Source organism: Nonomuraea sp. NPDC059007 (assembly GCF_042740555.1).
In the GTDB taxonomy this organism is placed as follows: Bacteria; Actinomycetota; Actinomycetes; order Streptosporangiales; family Streptosporangiaceae; genus Nonomuraea.
In genome coordinates this window covers 96,991-118,792 of the sequence record NZ_JBHYJD010000020.1, presented here as the reverse complement: position 1 = coordinate 118,792, position 21,802 = coordinate 96,991, and the positions used below count along the sequence as shown (strand labels likewise).

General features: G+C 72.2%; 21 protein-coding genes. 7 read left to right on the top strand and 14 right to left on the bottom strand.

What is annotated here, in order from left to right; all coding sequences use genetic code 11:
- Nucleotides 1-2: 2 nt before the first annotated feature.
- From ACFWY5_RS30470 to ACFWY5_RS30445, 6 genes are all read right to left on the bottom strand, one after another.
- Nucleotides 3-1,661 carry an alpha/beta fold hydrolase gene (locus ACFWY5_RS30470; RefSeq protein ID WP_379636004.1) on the bottom strand — a complete coding sequence of 553 codons (1,659 nt, stop codon included), beginning with the start codon at nt 1,659-1,661 and terminating at the stop codon, nt 3-5.
- A 75-nt stretch (nt 1,662-1,736) separates the two neighbouring features.
- Complete coding sequence (locus ACFWY5_RS30465; protein ID WP_379636002.1) at nt 1,737-2,294, bottom strand: TetR/AcrR family transcriptional regulator; 558 nt, start codon at nt 2,292-2,294, stop codon at nt 1,737-1,739.
- Nucleotides 2,295-2,331: 37 nt separating this feature from the next.
- Complete coding sequence (locus ACFWY5_RS30460; RefSeq protein WP_379636000.1) at nt 2,332-2,760, bottom strand: pyridoxamine 5'-phosphate oxidase family protein; 429 nt, start codon at nt 2,758-2,760, stop codon at nt 2,332-2,334.
- 117 nt (nt 2,761-2,877) lie between these two features.
- Nucleotides 2,878-4,332, bottom strand: a complete 1,455-nt coding sequence (locus tag ACFWY5_RS30455) for an amidase (protein WP_379635998.1) — start codon at nt 4,330-4,332, stop codon at nt 2,878-2,880.
- Nucleotides 4,333-4,629: 297 nt separating this feature from the next.
- Nucleotides 4,630-5,628, bottom strand: a complete 999-nt coding sequence (gene cydB / locus ACFWY5_RS30450) for a cytochrome d ubiquinol oxidase subunit II (RefSeq protein WP_379635996.1) — start codon at nt 5,626-5,628, stop codon at nt 4,630-4,632.
- 13 nt (nt 5,629-5,641) lie between these two features.
- Nucleotides 5,642-7,045: a cytochrome ubiquinol oxidase subunit I gene (locus ACFWY5_RS30445; protein WP_379621014.1), complete on the bottom strand. Its 1,404-nt coding sequence runs from the start codon at nt 7,043-7,045 to the stop codon at nt 5,642-5,644.
- Nucleotides 7,046-7,121: 76 nt separating this feature from the next.
- Here ACFWY5_RS30445 and ACFWY5_RS30440 point away from each other — a divergent pair, with 76 nt between their 5' ends.
- Nucleotides 7,122-8,003, top strand: coding sequence for a LysR family transcriptional regulator (locus ACFWY5_RS30440; RefSeq protein WP_379635994.1), 882 nt, complete (start codon nt 7,122-7,124; stop codon nt 8,001-8,003).
- Here the strand turns inward: ACFWY5_RS30440 and ACFWY5_RS30435 are convergent.
- From ACFWY5_RS30435 to ACFWY5_RS30425, 3 genes are all read right to left on the bottom strand, one after another.
- Nucleotides 8,000-9,376 (bottom strand): cytochrome bc complex cytochrome b subunit, encoded by a 1,377-nt coding sequence (locus ACFWY5_RS30435; RefSeq protein ID WP_379635992.1) that lies wholly within the window; start codon nt 9,374-9,376, stop codon nt 8,000-8,002. The genes ACFWY5_RS30440 and ACFWY5_RS30435 overlap by 4 nt on opposite strands.
- 105 nt (nt 9,377-9,481) lie before the next feature.
- Nucleotides 9,482-9,757, bottom strand: coding sequence for a DUF1905 domain-containing protein (locus ACFWY5_RS30430; RefSeq protein WP_379621020.1), 276 nt, complete (start codon nt 9,755-9,757; stop codon nt 9,482-9,484).
- Nucleotides 9,750-10,388: a maleylpyruvate isomerase family mycothiol-dependent enzyme gene (locus ACFWY5_RS30425; RefSeq protein WP_379621022.1), complete on the bottom strand. Its 639-nt coding sequence runs from the start codon at nt 10,386-10,388 to the stop codon at nt 9,750-9,752. The genes ACFWY5_RS30430 and ACFWY5_RS30425 overlap by 8 nt, the downstream gene beginning before the upstream one ends.
- Nucleotides 10,389-10,474: 86 nt before the next feature.
- On the opposite strand from ACFWY5_RS30425, the gene ACFWY5_RS30420 reads away from it, so the two are divergent.
- Entirely contained in the window at nt 10,475-11,125 is a 651-nt protein-coding gene (locus tag ACFWY5_RS30420) for a TetR/AcrR family transcriptional regulator (RefSeq protein WP_379621024.1), read from the top strand.
- Here the strand turns inward: ACFWY5_RS30420 and ACFWY5_RS30415 are convergent.
- Together ACFWY5_RS30415 and ACFWY5_RS30410 are read right to left on the bottom strand one after the other, a co-directional pair.
- The gene (locus tag ACFWY5_RS30415; protein WP_379621026.1) at nt 11,110-13,467 is read right to left on the bottom strand and encodes an ATP-binding cassette domain-containing protein; all 2,358 of its coding nucleotides are present in this window, start codon (nt 13,465-13,467) and stop codon (nt 11,110-11,112) included. The genes ACFWY5_RS30420 and ACFWY5_RS30415 overlap by 16 nt on opposite strands.
- Before the next feature lie 95 nt (nt 13,468-13,562).
- A complete protein-coding gene (locus ACFWY5_RS30410; RefSeq protein WP_379635990.1) occupies nt 13,563-14,846 on the bottom strand; it encodes an MFS transporter in 1,284 nt (427 codons plus the stop codon).
- A 190-nt stretch (nt 14,847-15,036) separates the two neighbouring features.
- Between ACFWY5_RS30410 and ACFWY5_RS30405 the strand changes: the two genes are divergently transcribed.
- Nucleotides 15,037-15,477: a helix-turn-helix transcriptional regulator gene (locus ACFWY5_RS30405; protein ID WP_379635988.1), complete on the top strand. Its 441-nt coding sequence runs from the start codon at nt 15,037-15,039 to the stop codon at nt 15,475-15,477.
- A 10-nt stretch (nt 15,478-15,487) separates the two neighbouring features.
- Entirely contained in the window at nt 15,488-15,898 is a 411-nt protein-coding gene (locus ACFWY5_RS30400; protein ID WP_379621032.1) for a VOC family protein, read from the top strand.
- Nucleotides 15,899-15,901: 3 nt separating this feature from the next.
- Here ACFWY5_RS30400 and ACFWY5_RS30395 read toward each other — a convergent pair whose 3' ends face one another.
- Nucleotides 15,902-16,255: a VOC family protein gene (locus tag ACFWY5_RS30395; RefSeq protein ID WP_379621034.1), complete on the bottom strand. Its 354-nt coding sequence runs from the start codon at nt 16,253-16,255 to the stop codon at nt 15,902-15,904.
- 53 nt (nt 16,256-16,308) lie between these two features.
- Here ACFWY5_RS30395 and ACFWY5_RS30390 point away from each other — a divergent pair, with 53 nt between their 5' ends.
- On the top strand, nt 16,309-16,809 hold the full coding sequence (locus tag ACFWY5_RS30390) for a TetR family transcriptional regulator (RefSeq protein ID WP_379635986.1): 501 nt from the start codon (nt 16,309-16,311) through the stop codon (nt 16,807-16,809).
- Between the two features lie 626 nt (nt 16,810-17,435).
- On the opposite strand, the gene ACFWY5_RS30385 is transcribed toward ACFWY5_RS30390, so the two are convergent.
- Both ACFWY5_RS30385 and ACFWY5_RS30380 read right to left on the bottom strand, forming a co-directional pair.
- Nucleotides 17,436-18,926, bottom strand: a complete 1,491-nt coding sequence (locus ACFWY5_RS30385) for an alpha/beta fold hydrolase (protein WP_379635984.1) — start codon at nt 18,924-18,926, stop codon at nt 17,436-17,438.
- 129 nt (nt 18,927-19,055) lie between these two features.
- Complete coding sequence (locus tag ACFWY5_RS30380) at nt 19,056-19,697, bottom strand: GntR family transcriptional regulator (protein WP_379621040.1); 642 nt, start codon at nt 19,695-19,697, stop codon at nt 19,056-19,058.
- Between the two features lie 71 nt (nt 19,698-19,768).
- On the opposite strand from ACFWY5_RS30380, the gene ACFWY5_RS30375 reads away from it, so the two are divergent.
- Together ACFWY5_RS30375 and ACFWY5_RS30370 are read left to right on the top strand one after the other, a co-directional pair.
- Entirely contained in the window at nt 19,769-20,956 is a 1,188-nt protein-coding gene (locus ACFWY5_RS30375; RefSeq protein ID WP_379621042.1) for a CaiB/BaiF CoA transferase family protein, read from the top strand.
- The gene (locus ACFWY5_RS30370; protein WP_379621044.1) at nt 20,953-21,753 is read left to right on the top strand and encodes an HpcH/HpaI aldolase/citrate lyase family protein; all 801 of its coding nucleotides are present in this window, start codon (nt 20,953-20,955) and stop codon (nt 21,751-21,753) included. The genes ACFWY5_RS30375 and ACFWY5_RS30370 overlap by 4 nt, the downstream gene beginning before the upstream one ends.
- Nucleotides 21,754-21,802: the final 49 nt, after the last annotated feature.

Genomic DNA, 21,802 nt, shown 5'->3' with positions numbered 1-21,802 from the left:
CTTCAGTGCACGGCCCGCGCCACCTCGATCGGATGGGTGAGCTGCGGATAGTGACCGGCGCCGGGGATCTCGGTCACCGGATGCCCGGCCGTCACGGTGAGCGGGTCGGCCGCGCCCGTCACAATCCGGACCGGGACGCCCGCCCGTTCCAGCAGGGCCCGGGAGCTCTCGCGCTCGGCGAAGGCGGTGCGCAGGGCCGCGACCACCCGGCGGGCCACTCCGGGCCGGTGCAGATCCGCCGCGGCGCTCGCCACCTCCGGCCCCTCCGCAACCCCGAGCGTCCCGGCCAGCTCGGCGGGCGACATACGACGCAGCTTCGGTACGGCCAGCCGCGACCGGGTGATCCGGGCGCCGGGAGCCTGCAGGAAGGCCGGGGCGAGGAGGACGAGAGCGCCGACGCGCTCCGGATGCCCGGCGGCGTAGCGCAGGGCGGGACCGCAGGCCAGCGAGTGCGCGACCAGCACGGGACGGGTGCCCACCGGGCCCATCAGCCCCTCCATCCAGGCGCCCGTCGACGCGGCGGGCGCCGAACGGCCCAGGCCGGGCAGGTCGGGCGCCAGGACCGGGCCGTCGAGGTGCGCGGCGAGCGGCGCCCACAGGTCGGCGTTCATCGGCAGCCCGTGCAGCAGGACGTACGCGGGCCGGTGCCGTTCCCCGGCGATCCACGTGCGGCTGCCCGCGACGTCGTGGAACCCGTACGGGCGCAGCGCGGGCGTCGCGGCGCCGAAGCGGGTGCCCACCAGGTCGTCGGCCCACGCCCGCAGCACGTCGCCGACCGGCGGCGTCTCCAGGCCCGCACGCGCGGCGAACGCGCGGGCCGAGGCCGTCGGATAGCGCTCGGCCGACAGGAACGACAGCGTCTCGGGGTCGGCCCCGGTCAGCGCGCGCGGCAGGCGCCGCAGCAGCCCGGCCGGGATGGAGCGACGGGGCGCCCGCACCCCGAGGTGGGCGGCGATCAGGCCGATCAGCTCGGGCAGCGGCGGGGTGTCGTCGTCGAGCACCCAGTAGTGCTCGCCCGCCGGACCGCCCGGGATCTCCGCCAGGAACCGGGCGAAGTAGCCGGCCGCGACGACCGGGACGAAGGTGGCGGGGCCGCCGGGCAGCGCGGGCAGCCTGCCGTTCCACAGGTCCCGTACGAGGGTGGCCGGGCCGATGTACTGGCCTGGCCCGATCACGGCGCTGGGGTTGGCGATGGTCAGCGGCACCCCGCGCCCCGCGGCCCTGGCGCGCACCGCGAGGTCGCCCTCGATCTTCGAGGCCTCGTACGCGCCGAGCGCCGCGTAGTCCGGCGGCCCGCTCGCCGCGCTCACCCGGTACCCGCTGACGTGCACGAGGCGGCGCAGGTCCGGCAGCGTGGCGGCCCATTCGAGCACGTGGAGCGCCCCGGCCACGTTGGCCGCTCTGGCCGCCTGCCTGGTGAGGCCGAAGGCGTAGCGCCCGGCGGTGTTGTAGACGTCGCGCGCGCCGGGCAGCCCGGCCAGGGGCCGCGTGATATCGGCGGTGACGACGCTCAGCCCGCCCGTGCCGACGCCCCGGGCGTCCAGCCACGCGGTGAGGGTGTCCTCGCGTACGGCCGCCGCCACCCGCTGCCCCCGTGCCAGCAGTTCGGCGACCAGGTGGCGGCCGATGAAGCCGCTCGCGCCGAAGACGATCGCGTCCACAGAACTCCTTAAATAGATCGATCTACATATTTTCTGGCCGGAAAAAGAGCCCGCCGGTTGCGCGGCGGGCGGGGATCAGCGCAGCAGGGCGGCGATCTGGCGGGAGACGCGGTTCAGCGGCTCCCTGTCGCGATGCGTCCTGGCCAGCAGGAGCGCGCCCTCGACGAGCGCGAGGATGGTGAGCGCCAGGTCGTCGGCGTCCGGGCGGCCCCGCAGCCGGGCGCGCAGGGCGTCCTCCCACGAGCGGTAGACCTGCGAGCACACCTGCTGCAGCGGGTCGCTGCCGGCGGCCGTCTCCAGCGCGACGGTGGCCACCGGGCAGCCCTTGCTCCAGCCCGACTCCTCCAGCCGATCGCCCAGGAGGCGCAGCATGCCCTCGGCGAACGCGGCCACCGTGGGAGCGGTGGCGGCCAGGGCGTCCATGGCCTCGCCGATGCGCCGGCCGGCCCGCCGTACCGACTCGGCGACGAGCTGGTCCTTGCCGCCGGGGAAGTGGAAGTAGAGCGAGCCGCGGGGGGCGCCGCTGAGCGCGATGACCTGGTTGAGCCCGGCGCCGGCGTATCCGGCGGCCTCGACCAGGTCTTGTGTCGCGTCCAGCAGGCGCTCGCGCGTCTCGGCTCCCTTGTGTCCCATGCCGGACAAACTAGACCGGTCTACATATTTCGTCAATTCAGCCGGTGAACTCCTTGCCCCAGTCGTAGGTGAGCCAGCGCTCGGGACGTACCCGGACGGTCTGCATCGAGCGGATGTATCCCTCGGCCGAGGTGAAGAACCGCTCCCCCACCTCGGGCCCCAGATACCGGATCGACCAGCGGCGGTACTCCTGCAGGTCGACCGGCTCGTAGCCGAGCACCGGCCCCTCGATCGTGACGTACTTGTAGGGCATCTCCTCCTGCTGCACCGTGAACGTCACCCGTCCCGCGGCCCGGATCTGGGCCATCTTGCGGCTGTCCGGGCTGGTGGCGAAGGTGAGCTCGCCGCCGGGCTCGTAGCCGTACCAGATGGGCACCGCCATCGGGCCCGCGCCGCCGTCGTCGGCCACGCTCAGCACCCCGATGTGCGTACCGGCCAGGAAGCTCTCCCGCTCGTCCGTCGTCATGCGCGTCGACATCATCGGCTCCTCATCGTTGGTGGATCGACACCCGTCATCCTTCTGGGCGCCGCGCACGATCGGCTGCGGACTCGCTGGGGGTATGCCGTCGGCTGAACCGGCGCCTCAACCGCGCGGGTGGAAGAGCAGCGCCTCGTCACCCGGGCGGCAGATCAGCTGCAGGCCGACGGGCAGGCCGGCCGCCGTACCCGCCGGGAGGGACAGGGCGGGCAGGCCCAGCACGTTCCAGGGGCTGGTGAGTGCCAGCAGGGTGGCGCGGACGGCGGCGGGACGGCCGTCGATCGCGATCTCGCGCTGTCCGATGAGCGGGGCGGTGATGGGCACCGTTGGCAGGGCCAGCACGTCGTGCTGCTCGAACAGCGCCTCGGCGGCCGCGGCCAGGCCCGCGCGCGCGTCCATCGCCTGGACGTAGCGCCAGCCGGGCATCTCCATGGCGGCGTGCAGGCGTTCGAGGGTCTCCGGTTCGTACAGTTCGGGCGCGGCGGCCAGGCGGCCGGCGTGCACCGCGGCCGCCTCGCAGCTGTGCATGGCGGCGTAGGTCTCGCGCAGGGCGGGGGCGAGGCCTTCTGGCCAGCCGATCTCCTGCGGAGTGCCGGCCGCGGCGCGGGCGAGCCGTACCACCTGGGGGTCGAGCGCGGACAGCTCGGCGGGGTCGAGCCAGGCCACGCGCGGCACCCTGGCCCGTCCGCCGTCATCCGCCCGCCCGCCCTTATCCTCCCGTCCGCCGTCATCCGCCCGCCCGCCCTTATCCTCCCGTCCGCCGTCATCCGCCCGCCCGCCCTTATCCTCCCGTGCGCTCTCATCGGCCCGTCCGCCGTCGTCTGCTCGTCCGCTCTCATCGGCCTGGCGGCCGTCGTCGCCGGTCAGGCAGCGGTAGGCGAGCAGGCAGTCGCGCGCCGAGCCGGCCAGGACGCCCACGTGGTCGAAGGAGCGGGCCAGCGGGAAGACGCCGTCGGCCGGGATCGCGCCGTAGGCGGGCTTGAACCCCGCCACCCCGCACAACGCGGCCGGGATGCGGACCGATCCGCCCGTGTCGGTGCCGAGCGCGAGCGGCACCAGGCCCGCCGCCACCGCGGCCGCGCTGCCGGCGCTGGAGCCGCCGCTCATCCGCGCCGGGTCGCGGGGGTTGCGCACCGGGCCGGTGGCCGACAGGTCGCCCGTGGGACCGTAGGCGAACTCGTGGGTCGTGGTCGTGCCCACGATGACCGCCCCGGCCGCGCGCAGCCGCCGCACGCAGGCGGCGTCGGCGGGCGCGAGGTTGGCGGCGAAGTGCCGCGATCCCATGGTGAGCGGCAGCCCGGCGACGCCGATGAGGTCCTTCACCGCGACGGGCACGCCGTGCAGCGGCCCGCGGTCGGTTCCGGCGGCCCGTTCGTCGTCGGCCCGCCGCGCCGCCGCGCGGGCGCCGCCCGCGTCGACGGTGACGAACGCGTTGAGCTTGGCGCCGGGCCCGGCGATCGCGTCCAGGGCCAGCTCGGTGAGCTCGGCCGACGTGGTGCGCGCCTGGCGCAGGTCCTGGGCGAGGCCGTCGATGGTACGGCCGGCGAAGGGGCCGGTCATGGGGACCTTTCCGCAACAGTGGGATCTTCGTGCAGATCCCACTGAATACCACCCGGCCCCCGGCAGGCGCGAGCCCCCTCCCCTCGGGCAGGCAGGCACCAGCACGTTCCCCCTCGCCGCCTGCGCCTTCGGACCCCTCGGCGCCCGGCTGACCCGCCCCAGCGCGTCTCCTCCCCTCGCCACGTGCGGCTTCGCACCCGTCGGCGCCCGGCCGACCCGCGCCAGCACGCGCTCTCCCCTCGCCGGCAACGGCTTCGGGCCTTTGCCGGCGCCGGGCCGTCCCCGCCGCGCGTGCGGTCAGAAGTAGTCGGGCCGGGCGACGCGGCCGCGGAAGGCCCACCACAGGAAGGCCTGGTAGCCGAGGATGACCGGGACGATCACGACGCCGAAGCCGGTCAGGACCTGCAGCGTCGCGCCGTCGGCCGCCGACTCGGCCAGCGTCAGCCCGGCGCCCGGCGTGACGGAGGAGACCAGCAGGTACGGGTAGTTGGCCAGGCCCGTGGCCACGACCGGGAGCCCGGCGGCGGCCGCGGTGGCGGCGAAGGCGAGGCCGGGACGGGAGGCGGCCAGGGCGGCGCGGGCGCCCGCCAGCAGCGCCGGAAGGGCGAGGGCCGCCACGATGGCCGGCGCCGCGTTGACCGGCCGGACACCGAGCGCCGTCCCGGCGACGGCCGTCGCCACCGCCGCGATCATCGCCCACCCCGCCGCCCGCCGTGCGAAGGCGGCGCCGCGGGCGGCCACCTGCCCGCCGGCGCGCAGGGCCAGGAAGGCGCCGCCGTGCCCGGCGAAGACCAGGACGGTGGTCAGCCCGCACAGCAGCACGAAGGGGTGCAGGACCTCGCCCGCCGACAGGGTGAAGCTGTGGCCGCCGTGCAGCGGAACGCCGGTCAGCAGCAGCCCGACCAGCATGCCGAGCGCCATCGCGGGGATGAGCCCGCCGGCGGTGAGCAGCACGTCCCAGACGCGCCTGCCCCCAGCGCTGACGCCACGGCCGCGCAGCTGGACCGCGCTCTTGCCGGCGACCAGGCCGAGCAGCAGCGCCACGATCAGCGGGTAGGCGCCCGACAGGAGGGTCCCTTCGAGAAAGGGGAAGGCGCCGAACAGTACGCCCGCGGCGCCGATCAGCCAGACCTCGTTGCCGAAGAAGAACGGGCCGAGGGCGGCGAGCGTCTGACGGCGGGCGTTCTCGTCCCGCCCGGTGAACGGCAGTGCGAGCTGTACGCCGTAGTCGTAGCCGCCGAGGATGAAGGATCCGGTGAGCAGGAAGCCCAGGATCGCCAGCCAGACAATGTCCATGGAGCCGTTCCTCTCAGAAGGTGGGGGGCGTCTGGGCCGGCTGCCCGAGGTGGGCGGAGTGGGGGCCGCGGCGGGCGTAGCGGATGATCAGCGTCCAGTCGGCGACGGCGAGCGCGCCGAGCACGAGCGCGAAGCTGAGCAGCGAGGTGAGCATCGCGCCCTGGCTCACGCCCGGCGACAGGGCCTGGGCGGTGGTGAGCTCGCCGTAGACGACCCACGGCTGGCGGCCGGTCTCGCGCAGGACCCAGCCGCCCACCGAGGCCAGGAACGGCAGCGGGATCGCGAGGATCAGCGCCCGGTGCAGCGGGCGGGTCAGGCGTCCGCCGTGGCGCAGGGCGGCGCCCAGGAGCAGGGCGACGGCGGCGTAGATGGGCAGCCGGTAGGGGCCCGCCTCGCCGAAGGCGACGCCGCCGGCGAACTCCCCCGCCGGCAGCGCCGTCAGCAGGACGGCCACGACGGCGACGGCTTTGCGCCGGGTCAGGCGCTCCCGGAAGACGATCATGACGGCGAACAGCGCGACGAGGCCCAGGACGTAGCCGAGCCAGAGCATCGCGTACTGGCCCCACACGGCCCAGTGCGGCGGGATGTAGTCGCCGGGGCCGTGGACGGCCCGCATGGCGTTCTGCAGGTGCTCCACTTCCGCGCCGCCGGACAGCAGGCCGAGCTTCATCGGCTGCGTCGCGGCCAGCAGGGGGTACTGCAGGGCGCCCACGACGTAGACGGCCAGGCTCGCCACGGCCGCGACCAGGACGCCCGAGCGCAGCGGGCGGCGAAACTCCCGCCGGCCGCGCAGCAGGTGGTGGGCGCTGATCCCGGCGACGAAGACGCCGCCGGTCAGCAGCGCCGCCGCCACGACGTGGCCGAGCGCGACCAGGGCGCTGGGGTTGGTCAGCAGGGCGCCGAAGTCGGTGAGGTAGGCCACGCCGTCGCGGATGAGGTAGCCGGTGGGGGCCTGCATGAAGCCGTTGGCGACCAGCACCCAGTACGCCGAGACGTAGGCGGTCAGCGTCACCAGCCAGATCATGCCCGCGTGCAGCCAGGGCCGCAGCCGCCCCCACCCGAAGATCCACATGCCGAGGAAGGTGGACTCGGCGAAGAAGGCGATGAGCGTCTCCAGGGCCAGCGGGGCGCCGAAGACGTTGCCGGCGAACTTGCTCAGCCCGCTCCAGTTCAGGCCGAACTGGAACTCCATCACCAGCCCGGTCGCGATGCCCAGCGCGTAGTTGATCACATACAGCCCGCCCCAGAACCGGGTCATGCGCTCGCGGGCGGCTTTGGTGTCCGGGTCGCGGGCGCGTACCGCCGAGGTGTGCATGAGCGCCACCAGCGGGACGAGGCCGAGCGTGAGGATGACGAACAGCCAGTGCACGCCGGTGGTGAGGGCGAACTGGAGACGGGCCAGATCCACGATGTTCACGCCGCCGACCGTAGGCAACCTCGGCATATGCTGTCCAAGACCGAAATATCCATCAGTTCATAGCTTTAGAGGCATAATGGATTTGCTGCCGCTGCGTTACTTCCAAGCCGTGGCCCGGCACGAGCACATCAGCCGGGCCGCCGAGGAGCTGCGGGTGGCCCAGCCGTCGCTCAGCCGGACCATCGCCCGTCTCGAAGCCGACCTCGGGGTGCCGCTGTTCGACCGGCAGGGGCGCCGGGTGCGGCTCAACCGGTTCGGCGCGGCGTTCCTGCGGCGGGTGGACCGGGCGCTGGGCGAGCTGGAGGACGGGCGGCGCGAGCTCGCCGACGCCGCGGGCCTGACCCGGGGCAGCGTGACGGTGGCCTCGGAGACGCTGATCATGCTCGTCGAGCCGGTCAAGAGCTTCATCGCCGCGCATCCCGGTGTCGGCGTGCGGCTGCTTCAGTCCGACACCGACACGATGGCGCTACGGCTGCGCGAGGGCGAGGTCGACCTCTGCCTGACCTCGCAGCCGCTGGAGGGCGCCGGGTTCGGCGAGCGGGTGTTTCCCGCCGAGCAGGTCATGCTCGCGGTGTCGCCGGCCCACCGCCTGGCCGGGCGTAGCCACGCCACGATGGCCGACCTGCGCGGTGAGCGGATCGCGACCACACCCCCGGGCCACTGGCAGCGCGCGATGATCGAGCGGCTGTTCGCGGCGGCCGGCATGGAGCCGGTGTACGCGTGCGAGGCCAACGAGGCCTACGCCGTCGTCGAGCTGGTCAGCGCCGGGCTGGCCATCGGCTTCGTGCCGGCCTGGTCGGCCGCCAACCCGGCGGGCCCGCCGATCGTCCTGCTCCGCCTGGACGCGCCCGGCTGCGAGCGCGTCCAGCGGCTCATCTGGCGGGAGCGGGCGTATCTGTCGGCCGCGGCCCGGCTGTTTCGCGAGCACCTGCTGGCCGCGCTCCTGCCGGAGGACTAGCGGCCCAGCGGCACGCGCTCCTCGTGGGTGGTCGCGCCGTGGAAGCCGCCGTCGGCCGAACGGGTGATGATCCCGGTTTCCACGCCGTGCGCGACCAGGCGGCGATCGCCCTGCTGCAGGGCCAGGCAGATCCAGCGCGTCAGGGCGAAGGCGAGGATCGGGCCGGCGACGACGGCGACCTGGAAGGCGATCGTCACGGCTTCGAGCGACAGGTGGAACCGGTGGGCGAGCTGGTCGTTGGACGCGGCCGCCCACAGCAGGCCGTAGAAGGTGACGCCGGCGGCGGCCAGCGCGGTGCGCACGGCGGCCTCGCGGGGGCGCTGCAGGATGTCGTGCCGGGCCCTGGCCTTCTTGATGCGGGCGCTGGTCTTGGGGCGGCCTTCGGCGTCACGCCGGGTACGGCGTTCGGCCAGGCGGCGCTCCAGCAGGGGGTAGCCGGCCAGGACGGTGAAGAAGACGCCGGGCACGGCCAGGGTGGGCACCAGGACCGCGAGGCTGAGGGTGTAGCCGAAGACGGTGGCCTCCCAGGCGGGCATGAGCCGCAGGGCGCCGTCGAGGAAGCCCATGTACCAGTCGGGCACCGATCCGGCCGAGACGTGGGTGGGGTTGGCGGGGCCGTACAGCCAGATGGGGGCGACCTGGAAGGCCAGCCCGAGCACGAGCAGCACGCCGACGGTCGTCAGCGCCATGATCGGGCGGGCGCGGCGGCGGCCGGGGGCCGCGTCGGCGAAGCGGGTGTGGCCGTGACGGCGCAGCAGCCGGGCGCGCACGGCCAGCAGCGCGATCATGGCGGCGGGGATCACCAGGACGTGCGTCCAGTACAGGACGGTGATGACGTTCTCGCCGGGGAATTCGGCGCCGAACAGCAGGTACATGCCGTATGAGCCGACGACGGGGATCGACTGCAGCACCGACTTGATCAGCCACAGGCTGCCGCCCGAGAGCATGTCGTCGGGCAGGATGTGCCCGGTCTCGCCGGCCGCCATGGCCAGCGGCAGCAGCGTCACCCAGATCAGCCATTGCGCGGTGCGCGGGTGGCGGAAGGCGCCGGTGACGAACATGCGCAGCAGCTGCAACGCGACGGCGGCGGCGAACACCAGCGCCGCCCAATGGTGCACCTGGCGCACCAGCAGGCCGCCGCGCACCTCCAGGCTCAGGTGCATCGTCGAGTCGAACGCCTTGCTGACCGGGATGCCGCTGAGCGGGGTGTAGACGCCGTCGTACAGCACGCGCGAGGTGCTGGGGTCGAAGAACACCATGAGGAACAATCCCGTGACCAGCAGCACGACGAACGACCAGATGGCGATCTCGGCGAACATGAACGTCCAGTGGGAGAACTGGAAGGTACGGCCTTTGGCCGGCAACAGGCGCATGGGAGCCCCCTCGTCTCGTCTCAACAACACGACGAAACAGGGCGCGGCGACGTGACGCCCCCGCGGGTGATACGCATCACGTGCGCGCGCCGCGCATCCGCGCCCTCAGGACAGGCGGCGGGTCAGATGCACGGTCACCTCGTCGCCGAGCCCCTTGCCGATGATCTTCCGGAAGGGGGCGCGCAGCGGCATCATGTGGCTGCCGCCGCCGATCGGCAGCAGGGTCGCCTCGTAGGCGTGGCCGTCCACGGTGCCGGCCACCTTGACGGCCTTCCCGGTGCCGAACACGCCGGCCGAGCCGGGCATCCGCACGCAGGGCCAGCCGCTGTTGGAGTCGGCGACGACCGGCGCGGTGAAGGTGGTGTCGATGGGCTCAGCCATGGTGGGTTCCTCCGTCGTGGGTCAGGGCCGGGACGCCGGCTCCGGTCAGCTCCCCCGCCCGGGTGGGGCGACCGGAGACGGCCAGCAGCAACGCCAGGGCGCTGCCGCGCACCTGCGGGCCGTCGCCGGCGTCGAGGTCGGTGTCGGTGGCGACCAGGCGCAGCCCATCGGCCCGCTGGCGGCCGCCGCCCTGCCCGACGCTGGTGCGCAGCTGGTAGCGCAGCGCGGCGGCGACGGGCTCGGGCGGGTAGGGCCGGGTCAGGCCGAGCGGGCGGCGGATGTCCTCCGCGTGGACGAACGCCTCCACCAGCCGGGTGGCCTTCGGCGCCGGGGCGCCGGTGGTGCGGTGGCTGACCGCGCGGAAGGCGGCGAGCGTGTCGCGCGGGTCGGCGGCGCGCTCGCGGGCCACGCCCGCCTGGTTGTAGCGGTCGAAGTCGAAGCGGGCGGCGGCCAGGCGCAGCAGGAAGGAGGCCGGGGTGGTCCGCGCGTCGTCGACGAGGTGGGCCAGGACGTCGTGGACGTCCCAGCCGGGACACAGGGACGGCGTGGCCCACCGCTCGGCGGGGACGTCCTCCAGGTCCCGGATCAGCGCCTGGCGTTCGGCGTGGACCGCGGGCCAGATCTCGTTCACGTCTCCCCCTCGTCGGTAACTGAACTGAACTGTACAGGACAGATACTCCTGTACTCAAGGGTTCAGTTAGAGGTAGGATGCGGGACGTGGGCACAGACAGCACCAGGACGGCCGCGCCGACGGGCAAACGCGCCGAACGCAACCGGCAGGCCATCGTGGCCGCCGCGCGCGAGATGTTCACCCGCGACGGCTTCGAGGCCGGCATGGACCTGATCGCCGCGCGGGCCGGCGTGTCCAAGGTGACCGTCTACAACCACTTCGGCAGCAAGGAAGAGCTGTTCACCGAGGTCATCGGCCTGGCGATGGGCGAGGCGCACGCCACGATGGCCCAGGTCAGAACCGAGCTGGCCGGCACCGGGGACGTGCGCGCGTCCCTGCTGCACACCGCCCGCGCCCTGGTCAGTGCCGCCACCGACCCGACCAGGCTGGCCCTGCGCAACCTCGTCACCGGCGAGCTGCGCCGCTTCCCCGACCTCGCCCGCGCCTACCGGGAGCACGGCCCGTCCCGCTCGGCCCACGAGCTGGGCGCGTTGTTCGGCGACCTGTGCGCGCGCGGCCAGCTCGAGATCGACGACACCGAGCTGGCCGTGCTGCAGTTCTTCAGCCTGACCGTCTACCCCCACCTGATCGCCGCCTCCATCGGCGCCGCCCTGCCCGCCGACCTCGCCGACCGGCTGATCACCGACGGCGTGGAGACGTTCCTGCGCCGCTACGGGAGCTCTCAGGCGCCGACGTAGGCGGCCAGGTGCTCGCCGGTCAGCGTGGAGCGGGCGGCGACCAGGCCTGCCGGGGTGCCCTCGAAGACGATCCGGCCGCCGTCGTGCCCGGCGCCGGGGCCGAGGTCGATGATCCAGTCGGCGTGCGCCATGACCGCCTGGTGGTGCTCGATGACGATCACCGACTTGCCCGAGTCGACCAGCCGGTCCAGCAGGGCGAGCATCTGCTCGACGTCGGCCAGGTGCAGGCCCGTGGTCGGCTCGTCGAGCAGGTAGACGCCGCCCTTGTCGGCCATGTGCGTGGCCAGCTTCAGCCGCTGCCGCTCCCCGCCCGACAGCGTGTTGAGCGGCTGGCCCAGGCTCAGGTAGCCGAGCCCCACGTCGGCCAGGCGGCCGAGGATGGCGTGCGCCGCCGGGGTGCTCGCCTCGCCCGCGCCGAAGAACTCCAGCGCCTCGGTCACCGGCATCGCCAGCACCTGGCTGATGTCGCGGCCACCGAAGCGGTACTCCAGCACCGAAGCCTGGAAGCGCTTGCCCTCGCACTCCTCGCACGGGGTGTCGACGCCGGCCATCATGCCCAGGTCGACGTAGATGACGCCGGAGCCGTTGCAGTTGGGGCAGGCGCCCTCGGAGTTGGCGCTGAACAGGGCCGGCTTGACGCCGTTGGCCTTGGCGAACGCCTTGCGGATCGGCTCCAGCAGCCCGGTGTAGGTGGCCGGGTTGCTGCGGCGCGAGCCGCGTACCGGGGCCTGGTCGACCGAGACGACGCCGGCCGAGGCCGGGATGGAGCCGTGCAGCAGCGAACTCTTGCCCGAGCCCGCCACGCCCGTCACGACGCACAGGACGCCGAGCGGGATGTCGACGTCGACGTCCTGCAGGTTGTGGCGGGTGGCGCCGCGGATCTCCAGCGTGCCCTTGGGCGTGCGGGTGGAGTCCTTCAGCCGGGCGCGGTCGTCCAGGTGGCGGCCGGTGATCGTGCCGGCCGCGCGCATGCCCTCGACGGTGCCCTCGTAGCAGATGGTGCCGCCGGCCGTACCGGCGCCGGGGCCGAGGTCGACGACGTGGTCGGCGATCGCGATCGCCTCCGGCTTGTGCTCCACGACCAGCACCGTGTTGCCCTTGTCGCGCAGGCGCAGCAGCAGTTCGTTCATGCGCTGGATGTCGTGCGGGTGCAGGCCGATGGTCGGCTCGTCGAAGACGTAGGTGACGTCGGTCAGGGAGGAGCCGAGGTGGCGGATCATCTTCACGCGCTGCGCCTCGCCGCCCGACAGCGTGCCCGCCGGCCGTTCCAGCGACAGGTAGCCCAGCCCGATCTCCACGAACGACTCCAGCGTGTGCACCAGCTTGGCCAGCAGCGGCGCCACCGTCGGCTCGTCCAGGCCACGCACCCACTCGGCCAGGTCGCTGATCTGCATCGCGCACGCCTCGGCGATGTTCATGCCCTTGATCCGCGAGGACCGCGCCAGATCACTCAGCCGCGAACCCCCGCACTCCGGGCAGGAGGCGAAGGTGACCGCCCGGTCCACGAACGCCCGGATGTGCGGCTGCATCGCCTCGCGGTCCTTCGACAGGAACGACTTCTGGATCTTCGGGATCAGCCCCTCGTAGGTGTAGTTGCCGCCGTCGACCTTGACCTTGGTCGCCTCCTTGTACAGGAAGGCCTGCATCTCCCGCTTGGTGAAGTCACGGATCGGCTTGTTCGGGTCGACGAACCCCGACTCGGCGTAGATCCGCACCGTCCAGAAGCTGTCGGACTTCCAGCCGGGGATCGTGAACGCGCCCTCGGAGATCGACTTGGAGTCGTCATACAGCTGCGTCAGGTCGATGTCGGAGACCTTGCCCCGGCCCTCGCAGCGCAGGCACATGCCGCCGGTGATGCTGAAGTCGCGCCGCTCCTTGACCGTGTTCCCGCCGCGCTCCAGCGTGACCGCGCCCGCCCCGCTGATCGAGGCCACGTTGAAGGAGAAGGCCTGGGGCGAGCCGATGTGCGGCTGCCCGAGCCGGCTGAACAGGATGCGCAGCATCGCGCTGGCGTCGGTGGCGGTGCCGACCGTCGAGCGCGGGTCGGCGCCCATCCGCTGCTGGTCGACGATGATCGCCGTGGTCAGCCCGTCGAGCACGTCGGCCTCCGGCCGCGCCAGCGTCGGCATGAACCCCTGCACGAACGCGCTGTAGGTCTCGTTGATCATCCGCTGCGACTCGGCGGCGATCGTGTTGAACACCAGCGAGCTCTTGCCCGAGCCCGACACACCCGTGAACACCGTCAGGCGGCGCTTGGGGATCTCGACACTGACGTCCTTGAGGTTGTTGACGCGCGCGCCGTGCACGCGGATCAGGTCGTGGGTGTCGGCAGCGTGCGGCATCGTGTCTCCATCGTGTGCGCGTGAACGGTACGCGGGGTCCCGCCGTGTAGATTTAAGCAGTTTGTCTGGTTTCTTGGGCGCGTGTGTCCCTCGGGTCACGCTAGGGGCGGCGCCGTACCGGATGCTTCTCCATTCCTGCTTGCTCTGGTCAAGGCTCCCCTGCGGGCCAGCAACAGCAGCACGCACGCCACCGCCCCCAGCGCCACCGTGACCAGGCCCGAGCCGGCCAGCGTCACCCGCGGCCCCAGCGCGGTGGTCAGCGGCCCGCCCAGCGCGGTACCCATCGGCGAGGCCGTCAGCAGCACCGCGCTGCGCGCCGCGAGCATCGCGGCCAGATGCCGCGGCGGCGAAGCCGTCTGCATGAGCGTCACCGACAGCGCCACGAACGGCCCATAAACCACCCCGCCCAGCGTGAAACACGCCACCGTCACCGCCACCGGCGCCTCGAACCCGAACGGCAGCAGCAACACCCCCCACCCGGCCACGATCACCACCGTCACCGGCCACAACGGCAACCGCCGCAACGCTCCCACCGCCAGCCCGCCGGCCACCGCCCCGATACCGAACAACATCCAGTACAACCCCAGCAGCGTGCCCGGCGCCCCCAGATCCCGGGTCACGTGCAACGGAAGCGCGACCTCGACCGGGCCGTAGAGCAGATTGAAGAACCAGGTCAGCGCCAGCAACCCCAGCAACTCCGGATGCGAACGCAGCAACGCCAGCCCGCCCCGCGCCGCCGCCCGGTCGACCGGCGAGACCTGCCCCACCCGCGGCAGGCGGGTACGCGCGATGAGCACCGCCAGGAACACATACGTCAGCGCGTCCAGACCCAGCACCAGCGCGGAACTCACATACGTCACCAGCACCCCGGCGATCGCCGGCCCCGCGATCGTGGCGGCGAAACTGAGCGTGCTGACCACCGTGTTGCCCGCCAGCCGCTGCTCCCGCGGCAGCAACTCCGCCAGCAGCGTGTACTTGCCCGCGTTGCCCCACGCGTGCAGCAACGACGACACGGCCAGCAGCACCACGTACAACCACGGCGTGAGCACACCCGCCAGCCACGCGAGCGGCACCACGCCGAGAAACACGCCGCGCACCACGTTGTCGGCCAGCAGCAGCCGCCGCGCCGGCACCCGGCGCAACCACCGCCCGAGCACCAGCGCCCCCACCACCCCCGGCAGCGTGTACGCCGCCACCGCCCCACCGATCCACAACCCCGCGCTGGCCGGCGGCGCCAGCTCCATCGCCAGCCACGCCACCGCGACGAAACTCATCCCGTCCCCGAGATAGGACACGGCGAAACCGCCGATCAGCCGCCGGAACACCCGGTTGGCCAGCACCGGCCGATAAGCGGAGGGAAGCAGGCGGGGCAGCGTCATGGGGGTTCACCGTCAGGCCGGCACGGCTCGGGAACACGAGTCGGGAACACGAGTCGGGGGGACGCGAGTCGGGGGCGGGAGGACGCGATGAGACTACCGGCGCGGCCGCCCGCCGCACAGCCCCCGGCCCGGACGCGGCCCGAGCGCAGGTCAGGGGCCCGATGTCAGCCGCCGGTGCTACGCTGCCCGCATGACCCCGCAAGACCTGGCCAACCTCGCGCACCTGCGGCGGGCGCGGGATCTGATCGACCGCGAATACGCGCGCCCCCTCGACGTGCCCACCATGGCACGCCACGCGCTCATGTCACCGGCCCATTTCTCCCGCCAGTTCCGGGCCGCCTACGGCGAGACGCCCTACAGCTACCTCATGACCCGCCGCATCGAGCGGGCCATGGCCATGCTGCGCGCGGGCGTCAGCGTGACCGACGCGTGCATGGCCGTCGGCTGTACCTCACTCGGCTCCTTCAGCTCCCGCTTCACCGAACTGCTCGGAGAGACACCGAGCGCCTACCGCGCCCGCGAGCACAGTGCCGTGGCCGCGATGCCCCCGTGCGTGGCGCGGCTGCGCACCCGCCCCACCCGCGACGCGCCGAGCAGGATCGAAGAAGCCAAACGCGAGGCCGCCGCCTAACGTGGGCGGCATGAGCATCGCACTTCAGTACTGCCACGTCACCGTCAACGACGTCGACGAAGCGCTCGCCTTCTACCGCGACGCCCTCGCCTTCGAGGTACGCAACGACGTCGCCTCCGGCGGATTTCGCTGGGTCACCCTCGGCACCCCGTCCCAGGCCGGCACCGAGATCGTGCTGTCGGAACCCCACGCGGGCCGCTCCCAGGCCGACGGCGACGCCATCCAGGAACTCCTCACCAAGGGCGTCATGCCCATGATCGTCCTGCGCACCGACGACCTCGACAAGACCTTCGAGAACGCCCGCGCCTCCGGCGCCGAGATCCTGCAGGAGCCCATCGAACAGCCCTGGGGCCCACGCGACTGCGCCCTGCGCGACCCGTCGGGCAACCTGGTACGCATCCAGCAGGAACCGAAGGCATAGGACCTACCGCGGTCCCGCCGTGCTCTGGTCGAACAGGTGGATGGGGTTACCCGAGGGGTCGAGGAACGCCGCGCTCTTGCCGTCGGGCAACTCCAGGACCTCACCCACCCACTTCAGCCCGGGATGGGCGGCGATGTAGTCGTCGACGCTGTCGACCATGAAGCCGCCGCCCCTCCCCCACTCCGGGCCCTCGCCGGGCGGGACGTCGAGCATCAGCTCGACCTCGGTCCCGGGCAGGTGGAACGCCACGGTCGTCTCGCCCTCCCGCCACGACTCATCGAGCCCCAGCACGTCGCGGTAGAACGCCAACGACTCCTGCAGATCGGTCACCGGCTGATAGAGGAAGATAAGCTTCATACGCCTGAACATAATCCGCTTACGTGATCGCGTCAATCAATTACGATGGTGTGGTGCGCGCATCCATTCCCGTACCCGGCTCGGCGAAGGCACGGCTCATCGAAGCCGGACTCCACCGCTTCGAACGCGACGGCTACGACGCCGTCAACGTCACCGACCTGGCCGCCAAAGCAAGCGTCACCACCGGCGCCCTCTACCACCACTTCGGCTCCAAACTCGGCCTCTACGGCGTCATCCGCGACGACTTCGAACAACGCGTCATCGACCGCATGCACGGAGCAGCCGCCGCCTCCCCCACCCCCATCCGCGCGGCCCTGCTGGTCGCCTTCGACACCGCCGTCCACTTCGGCACCTGCCGCATCCTGGCCGAACAACCCCCCGAACCACGAAAAGACCCCATCACCGAACTCCTACGCGACCTCCTGCAGACCCACCTGACCAGCGCCGCCCCCATCCTCACCGCCGCCTGGCGCGCCGCCCTCCTCGAAGTAGCCGACGGCACCCCCGCCTCCACCGTCCGCTCCGCCCTCGACCTCATCCTCACCAACACATAACCCCCTCCCCCAACCCACCAGAACCCCCGGCCACCCAGAACCCCAGCCACCCGGCAGCCCAGCACCCGCAGTCACCACCGGCAACCCGCCCCAGGACGCACCGCACCCCGACACAACAAGCCACCAGCCCGACACACGCGGACCGGGACACACGGACCGGGAAGCAGTTCCGGGGCACGCTGGCCGGGACACGCCAGCCGGGAAGCAAGTTGGGGCACGCGGTTCGGGAAGCAGGTCGGGGCACGCGGATCGAGACACGCGGGTCGGGACACGCCGGCCGGGAAGCGGGTTGGGGCACGCGGGTCGGGACACGCAACACAGGGAGGCATACGCAGGGCAGCGCACGCCACGGGGCCGACCCGCGTCGCCGAGGCACGACTGCGCGCCATGACACAGCGCACCACCCCAACGCCCGCCGCCCGCCGATCTGTGCCCCAGAGGCAAACGCCCTTCCCGCACACGGCATGTCCCGCAACCGCCGCGCACCGACGTGGCATGTCTCCGGAGGCGTGTGCCTTGTCCCGCTCCGTGGCGTAGAGACGAGGTGTGTTCCGGAGGCGGCAGGTGCTCCTGGTGCCGGCGCCCCGCATCGTGGCGGACCCCGACGAGCCGCCAGGGTGTGCGGGTTAAGGGGTGCAGGTGGTGTTGGGTGGGGGAAGGGTTCCGGTGGTGAAGTAGGTGTCGGCGTGCTGGCGGGCGCAGGCCGAGCCGGTGACGTAGATCTCGTGGCCGGTGTCGGGTTGCAGGACTGTGGAGCTGCCGGGGACCGAAGCCACGCTTCTGAACGTGGCCGGCGCGTCAGCCCACGTGCCCATGGCCAGCAGCGGCGGCACGCCGGACGGCAACGGCGCGGGTGGGTTCACCGATGGGATGGCCGCGCCCACACAGCCCAGCAGGAACGGCAGCGACGTGCCGCCGGGGCCGAAGTTCGGGGACTCCTTGCGCAGGCGCTTCACCATGGCGGACAGGTCGCGGTAGTCGGAGAGCCCAGGGGCGTCGCCGCACTCGGTGACCGCGAACTTGCTGGTCGACGGGTAGGGGATCCTCCCTCCCGGCGCCAGGGCGGAGGCGTCGCCCCGGGTCGCCTGGTCGATAGCCTTGGCGAGCTTGGGCCAGTCGGCGGCACCCGCCCGGATCAGCTGTCCGGCCAGGAGGCCTTCGAGGTGCTCGCGGGTGTAAGCGGCCTTCACGGCGGGGGCCGGAATGGGGGTCTTGGCCGCCTTGCGCAGGAGCTGGCGCCACAGGCGGGGCACGTCACGGCCGGTCAGGGCACAGGAGGTGTCGGTGGCGCACCAGGCTGTGAACCGGCGCATGCGCAGTTCCAGGTCGCGGGCGAGGGCGAGTTGCTCGCGCAGGAAGGGGTCGGCGTGGTTGCCGCCGCCGTCGAGCACCATGGTGCGCACCCGTTGCGGGAACTGCCTGGCATAGGACTGGCCGTACCAGGTGCCGTAGGAGCCCATGTAGAGGTTGATCTTGGGCGCGCCGAGCGCCCGGCGGATGGCTTCCATGTCGCGCGCGTGGACGGCCGAGCTCATGTTGTCGAACAGCTCCGGGTCGTGCGTACGGCAGGCTCTGGCCCGAGCCTTGTTGTCAGAGGCCAGACGGTCCATCTCCGCCTGGTTTCGGGGGAACGGCGGGACCGGCATGCGGCTGTCCTGCCACGCGCACCCCAGCTCGGGCCGGCTCAGACCGTTGGGATAGCCCCGCGTGTCCCAGGTCACGACGTCCATCTCGCGTCTCAGGCCGTCGAACGGCTTCGCCCAGTAATCCGCATGGTCACGCCAGGCGGTCACCCCCTGCAGACCCGGACCACCGAAGTTGACCAGCACGACCCCCTTGGACGCCGCCGGGCCGGTGGATCGTAGGCGGGCGACGCTCAGCGTGAGCTTCCGGCCGCCGGGTTTGGAGTAGTCGACGTGCACTTTGACCTGGGCGCATTCGAGGCCGCCCGGACCACACGGCTTCCAGGCCGGACCGGACGACGGCCCAACCCCGGCCGAATCCGGTACCGACGCCGTGGCGGTGGCGGTGGCCGAGCCCGTGGCCGGGCCCAGGGCCGAGATTCCGGTGAAGGACAGACCGAGCAGGCCGAGGGACAACAGGGTGTGTAGAAGCATGCGTCGAGGGTCGCGGCGAGCACCGCCCGGCCACATCAACCCACGGTCTGAACGACATCAGCCCACGGTCGGACGCCGCCAACCCCGGTCACGATGCCCCGGTTCACGACACCCCGGCCCACGCCCCGGTCACGATGCCCGGGACACGCCCGCCTGCCGTACATGATCGATCATGATCTTCTCGGCCAGGTCGCCGTCCGCCGCCCGCAACGCCGCCAGAATGTGCTCGTGCGCGTCAAGGTTGCCCCGAGCCTGCACCGGGTCCAGCCACAACGACGCCGCCGCCGGAACCGGCACACTGTTACGAATCGCACGGGCATGCTGCCCCAGAAACGCCGGCCCCCCGATATCGGCGATCGACAGATGAAACGCCCGCGACTTCTCCCCCAGCCCGGCCAGCGCACCGGCGGCCAGATCAGCGACCATCTCGGCGTGCAACGCGTGCAACCCCGCCAGATGCTCAGGAGTGATCCGCGCGGCGGCCAGCCGCGCACCCAGCCCCTCCACCACCGCGCGCACCCCGTAGAACTCCTCCAGCGCGTCCGCCCCCATGTCGATGACGGTCGCGCCGTGGTGCGGCTCGTAGCTGATCAGCCGGTCCTTCTCCAGACGGCGCAGCGCCTCGCGCACGGGAGTGACCGAGACACCCAGGCGCTCGGCCACCGCGGCGGCACGCAGCGCGGTGCCCCCCGGAATACGCGCGCTGCGGATGTCGTCCAGCAGGACGCTGTAGACGTAATCAGCCTTACTCATCGGCGGCGTAGGCGGCATGTCCGTGATTGTTCCGTATTTCGGAGTCGCGCGGGTTGACGTATGACTTATTTCTTATAAGTTACATCATCATGACAAGCCTGCCCGACCTTCGGGTGATCGATATGGCGACCCTGTTCGCCGGACCCTCCGCCGCCATGATGCTCGGCGACTTCGGCGCCGACGTCATCAAAATCGAACACCCACGGCGCGGCGACCCCTCCCGCGGCCACGGCGCCGCCGTCGACGGCGTCGGCCTGTGGTGGAAAACCCTGTCACGCAACAAACGCAACGCCGCCATCGACCTGTCCCGCCCAGAAGGCCAGGAGATCATCCGGCAACTGGCCCACAACGCCGACGTCCTCATCGAGAACTTCCGCCCCGGCACCCTCGAACGCTGGGAACTCGACCCACAACACCTGCTGACCGCCAACCCCCGGCTCATCATCGCCCGCATGACCGGATTCGGACAGTTCGGCCCCATGTCCCACCAACCCGGCTTCGGCACCCTCGCCGAAGCCATGAGCGGCTTCGCCGCCATGACCGGCCAGCCCGACGGCCCACCCACACTCCCGCCACTCGCCCTCGCCGACGGCATCGCCGGCCTCGCCATGTCCTACGCCATCATGGTCGCCCTCCACAACCGCGAACGCACCGGCCACGGACAGATCATCGACATGGCGATCATCGAACCCATCCTCGGCCTCCTCGGCCCCCAGATGAGCGCCTACAAAGCCCTCGGCGTGACACCCCGCCGCACCGGCAACCGCTCCAGCAGCAACGCACCCCGCAACACCTACCGCACCCGCGACGGCCGCTGGCTCGCCATCTCCACCAGCGCCCAACCCGTCGCCGAACGCGTCGTCACCCTCGTCGGCCGCCCCGACCTCGTCGCCCAACCCTGGTTCGCCAGCGGAGCCGGCCGCGTCCAGCACGTCGAAGAACTCGACGAAGCCGTCGCCACCTGGATCGCCGCCCGCGACGCCCACGAGGTCATCGCCGCCTTCGAAACCGCCCAGGCCGCCATCGCCCCCATCTACGAAATCTCCGACATCGCCGAAGACCCGCAATACGCCGCCCTCAACACCTTCGTCGACCTGCCCGACCCCGAACTCGGCACCGTCACCATGCAGAACGTCATGTTCCGCATGTCCGAAACCCCCGGCGAAATCCGCTGGCCCGGCCGCCCCCTCGGCCACGACACCGACACCATCCTCACCGAACTCCACTACACCCCGGAACAGATCACCACCCTGCGCGAAGCCGGAGTCATCGCATGACCGTCACCTGGCTCTACGTCCCCGGAGACCGCCCCGAACGCTTCGCCAAAGCCGCCACCTCCGGCGCCGACGAGATCATCATCGACCTCGAAGACGCCGTCGCCCCCCACCACAAAGACCAGGCCCGCGCCAACGCCCTCGACTACCTCCACACCAACCCCGGCATCCCCATCCAGGTCCGCATCAACGACCTCACCACCCAGCGCGGCCGCGACGACCTCGCCGCCCTCACCGGCGCACCCGGCCTCACCGCCGTCCGCCTGCCCAAAGTCGAATCCACCACACCCCTGGACACCCTCGACGTCCCCGCCTGCGCCCTGCTCGAATCCGCCGCCGGCATCCTCAACGCCGCCGCCATCGCCGCCCACCCCCGCATCACCTCAGTCGCACTCGGCGAGCAGGACCTGACCGCCGAACTCTCCCTCACCTCGCCGGCCGCCCTCGACCACCTGCGCCTCCAGGTCGTCCTCGCCGCCGCCGCCGCGGGCCTGCCCCCCGTCCCGATGTCGGTCTACCCCGACGTCCACGACGAACAGGGCCTCATCGCCTCCTGTACGGCCGGCCGCGCCCTCGGCATGTTCGGCCGCACCGCCATCCACCCCCGCCAAATCCCCGCGATCCGCCGAGCCTTCCGCCCCACCCCCGAGGAAACCGCCCGCGCCGCCGAAATCGTGCAAGCCGCCACAGAAACCGGCCAGGCCGCCTTCGCCCTGCCCGACGGCCGCTTCGTCGACGCCCCCGTCCTCGCCAGGGCCCGCCGCATCCTCGCCCTCGCCGACCGCCTCACCGACTCCTGACCCTCACGAGACGAGGCGCGGTCTCTCTCGTCCCCGAACCGCGCCTGGA

Coding starts and splice junctions, on each gene's coding strand:
- ACFWY5_RS30465 (WP_379636002.1), bottom strand. CDS start 2,294: ATGGGACACAAGGGAGCCGAGACGCGCGAGCGCCTGCTGGACGCGACA.
- ACFWY5_RS30460 (WP_379636000.1), bottom strand. CDS start 2,760: ATGACGACGGACGAGCGGGAGAGCTTCCTGGCCGGTACGCACATCGGG.
- ACFWY5_RS30455 (WP_379635998.1), bottom strand. CDS start 4,332: ATGACCGGCCCCTTCGCCGGCCGTACCATCGACGGCCTCGCCCAGGAC.
- cydB (WP_379635996.1), bottom strand. CDS start 5,628: ATGGACATTGTCTGGCTGGCGATCCTGGGCTTCCTGCTCACCGGATCC.
- ACFWY5_RS30440 (WP_379635994.1), top strand. CDS start 7,122: ATGGATTTGCTGCCGCTGCGTTACTTCCAAGCCGTGGCCCGGCACGAG.
- ACFWY5_RS30435 (WP_379635992.1), bottom strand. CDS start 9,376: ATGCGCCTGTTGCCGGCCAAAGGCCGTACCTTCCAGTTCTCCCACTGG.
- ACFWY5_RS30430 (WP_379621020.1), bottom strand. CDS start 9,757: ATGGCTGAGCCCATCGACACCACCTTCACCGCGCCGGTCGTCGCCGAC.
- ACFWY5_RS30415 (WP_379621026.1), bottom strand. CDS start 13,467: ATGCCGCACGCTGCCGACACCCACGACCTGATCCGCGTGCACGGCGCG.
- ACFWY5_RS30410 (WP_379635990.1), bottom strand. CDS start 14,846: ATGACGCTGCCCCGCCTGCTTCCCTCCGCTTATCGGCCGGTGCTGGCC.
- ACFWY5_RS30405 (WP_379635988.1), top strand. CDS start 15,037: ATGACCCCGCAAGACCTGGCCAACCTCGCGCACCTGCGGCGGGCGCGG.
- ACFWY5_RS30400 (WP_379621032.1), top strand. CDS start 15,488: ATGAGCATCGCACTTCAGTACTGCCACGTCACCGTCAACGACGTCGAC.
- ACFWY5_RS30395 (WP_379621034.1), bottom strand. CDS start 16,255: ATGAAGCTTATCTTCCTCTATCAGCCGGTGACCGATCTGCAGGAGTCG.
- ACFWY5_RS30385 (WP_379635984.1), bottom strand. CDS start 18,926: ATGCTTCTACACACCCTGTTGTCCCTCGGCCTGCTCGGTCTGTCCTTC.
- ACFWY5_RS30380 (WP_379621040.1), bottom strand. CDS start 19,697: ATGCCGCCTACGCCGCCGATGAGTAAGGCTGATTACGTCTACAGCGTC.
- ACFWY5_RS30375 (WP_379621042.1), top strand. CDS start 19,769: ATGACAAGCCTGCCCGACCTTCGGGTGATCGATATGGCGACCCTGTTC.
- ACFWY5_RS30370 (WP_379621044.1), top strand. CDS start 20,953: ATGACCGTCACCTGGCTCTACGTCCCCGGAGACCGCCCCGAACGCTTC.